Source organism: Azospirillum sp. (genome assembly GCF_050789165.1).
Genome location: NZ_JBOZRT010000091.1, coordinates 1 through 2,555, shown reverse-complemented (window position 1 = coordinate 2,555; position 2,555 = coordinate 1). Strand labels below are relative to the sequence as shown.

General features: G+C 63.2%; 2 protein-coding genes. One reads left to right on the top strand and one right to left on the bottom strand.

Annotated elements, in window-relative coordinates; all coding sequences use genetic code 11:
• Positions 1 to 526, top strand: a 526-nt coding sequence (locus tag ACRWK7_RS19960) for an ATP-binding cassette domain-containing protein (protein ID WP_431858034.1), incomplete at its 5' end; no start/stop codon positions are given.
• Between the two features lie 107 nt (positions 527 to 633).
• On the opposite strand, the gene ltrA is transcribed toward ACRWK7_RS19960, so the two are convergent.
• A complete protein-coding gene (ltrA, locus tag ACRWK7_RS19955; protein ID WP_431858033.1) occupies positions 634 to 1,983 on the bottom strand; it encodes a group II intron reverse transcriptase/maturase in 1,350 nt (449 codons plus the stop codon).
• Positions 1,984 to 2,555: the final 572 nt, after the last annotated feature.

The window sequence follows — 2,555 nt, the reverse complement described above, 5'->3', positions numbered from 1 at the left end:
GGTGTTCCAGGATGCCGGCCTGCTCAACCGCTCGATCAGCGACAACATTCGCCTCGGCCGGGAAGGCGCCTCGGATGAGGACATGCGTCGAGCAGCTGAAGCGGCCGCTGCCGCCGACTTCATCGAGACGCGCGAAGAGCAGTACGACACCCATGTCGGCGAACGCGGCAACAGGCTCTCCGGCGGCGAACGTCAGCGTGTGGCGATTGCCCGCGCCATCCTCAAGGATGCCCCGATCCTCGTGCTAGACGAAGCGACAAGCGCGCTTGACGTCGAAACCGAAAATCGCGTTAAGGCCGCAATCGACAACCTGCGCCAGAACCGCACGACATTCATCATCGCGCACCGTCTTTCCACTGTTCGCGAAGCGGACAAGGTCCTGTTCCTGGACGGTGGCCGTGTCGTCGAAGAAGGCAGCTTCGATGAGCTCAGCCATAGCAACGGCCGGTTCGCGGCGCTGCTGCGCGCGAGCGGCATCCTCACGGACGAAGAAGTTCGCAAGGCACACACGACCGAGGCCGCATAAGACGGATCGCTCAAGGGAAATCGGCATAGGGGGCGATCATATTTGATCGCTCCCCTGCCACACCACCCGGCATGCGGGTCCGCACCGGGCGGTTCGAGGGATTGAGGTTATGCGAGTCTGGGCATTCCGAGTTGGTCGGCCCATCTGATGGTGAGAACGGCGTTGATGAGCTTGCCGCTGTTGCGCCACCAGCGGCGGGCGTTTGCCGCCACCTGTAGGGCCACATCGGGTTTTGCCCCCCGAACCGTCAGTTCCCGGAAGATAGTCCTGCTGTGCTTCCATTGCTTGAGCTGGATAGCCCTCAAACGGTGACGCATCCATTCGTCCAGCCTTTGCCAGACCCGAGATGTTTGCGCCAGCCGGAAGTAGGCTTTCCATCCGCGCACGAAGATACGCAGCCGTTCTGCCACCGCTTTCAGGGATCGACCCGTCACGCGCGGTGTCAGTTCGCGAATGCGCTCCTTGAACGCCTTGATGGCCTTGTCGGCGACCCGTCTCTTGACCACCCGTCCTGGTGCTTTGAAGAAAGCATAGCCGAGGAATTTGCGGCCGAAGACACTGGCAACGGCGCTCTTGGTCTCGTTCACCTTGAGGCGAAGTCGGCCATAAAGCCGCCGCAGCAGAGCCATCACCCGTTCGCCCGCCCGCTGTGACCGCACGTAGACGTTACAGTCGTCGGCATAGCGGCAGAAGGCATGGCCCCGCCGTTCAAGCTCCTTGTCCACCTCATCCAGCAGCAGGTTGGCCAGTAGCGGCGACAGCGGCCCGCCCTGCGGCGTGCCTCTGGTCCGCTTGATGGTCGCATCCCCATCGACGATCTCGGCGTTCAAGTAAGCCCGAACCAGACGGATGACGCCGGGATCGGGGATTTTCTTGCGCAGACGGTCGATCAGGATGTCATGGTCAACCCGGTCGAAGAACTTCTCCAGATCCACGTCCACAACGATCCGCCGTCCGGACTGCACGAACGATTGCGCCGCCAGGACGGCATCGTGCGCACTCCTTCCCGGACGGAAGCCGTAGCTGTGCTGGCTGAAGGTCGGATCAAGGATTGGCTGAAGGACTTGCAGGAGCGCCTGTTGGATCAGGCGGTCCAGCACCGTGGGGATGCCAAGCTCGCGCTCGCCGCCCCCTGGCTTCGGGATCATCACGCGACGCACCGGCTGTGGCCGATACGTCCCCTCCCGCAGGCTGTCGCGGATGGCAGGCCAAGAGATGCGCAGCGTCGCAGCCGTCTGGTCGATATCCAGACCGTCCACGCCCGCCGCGCCTTTGTTGGCCCGCACCTGCTTCCACGCCCGCAGAAGGTTCTCTCGCCGCAGGGCCGCCTCAAGCAGCCCTGCGCCCGTGTCGTTCCCGATCCGCGGCGGGGGCTCGGCTTCGTCGAGACCAGAGCCCGGACGGGCTTCACCCGCTTGCCTCTCCGATCTCCCGGGCTGTCCCGGCATCTGACGCATGGCCTTGCTCATCCTTGGAGGAACTTCACTCTCTCTCGTTCGGCCCTTCGTTCGCGCCTGTGCGCTCCCTACTACGGCCTCGGCTGACTTCTCGCTCCGGCTCGACACCGTCGCCCTTTCAGGCGCAAGACGAGATCTCCCCAGGTAAGAACGCACTCCTTCACTGCACGACCGCCGGATTTACGCCACCGCCCCTTGGTCACAAGAGCTTCGCGGTCGTTTGCCCGCTCGCCCTGGTTGGCACCGCCTCATATCCGGTTCTTGTTCATCGGCCCGCAGTTTCGATCCACGCTTCCTCCCCACGGTCGGTCGCCCTTCCGCAGTTGCGCTTCTCTTCGTTCGCCGTGACCAGCTTACGGTGGGACTTCCACCCACAAGAATGCGCCCATGCTGGGCGCACAAACAAAAGAGCCGCCGGATTGCTCCGACGGCCAGAGCGGCGTCTAAGATTTTCCGTAGGGATTGAACGAAAGCCCGTCGCCTGACCTAGGCGACGGCTTTTTTTGTTGTGCGCCCAGCATGGGCGCATTCTTGTGGGTGGAAGTCCCACCGTAAGCTGGTCACAGCGAGCG

Coding starts and splice junctions, on each gene's coding strand:
- ltrA (WP_431858033.1), bottom strand. CDS start 1,983: ATGCGTCAGATGCCGGGACAGCCCGGGAGATCGGAGAGGCAAGCGGGT.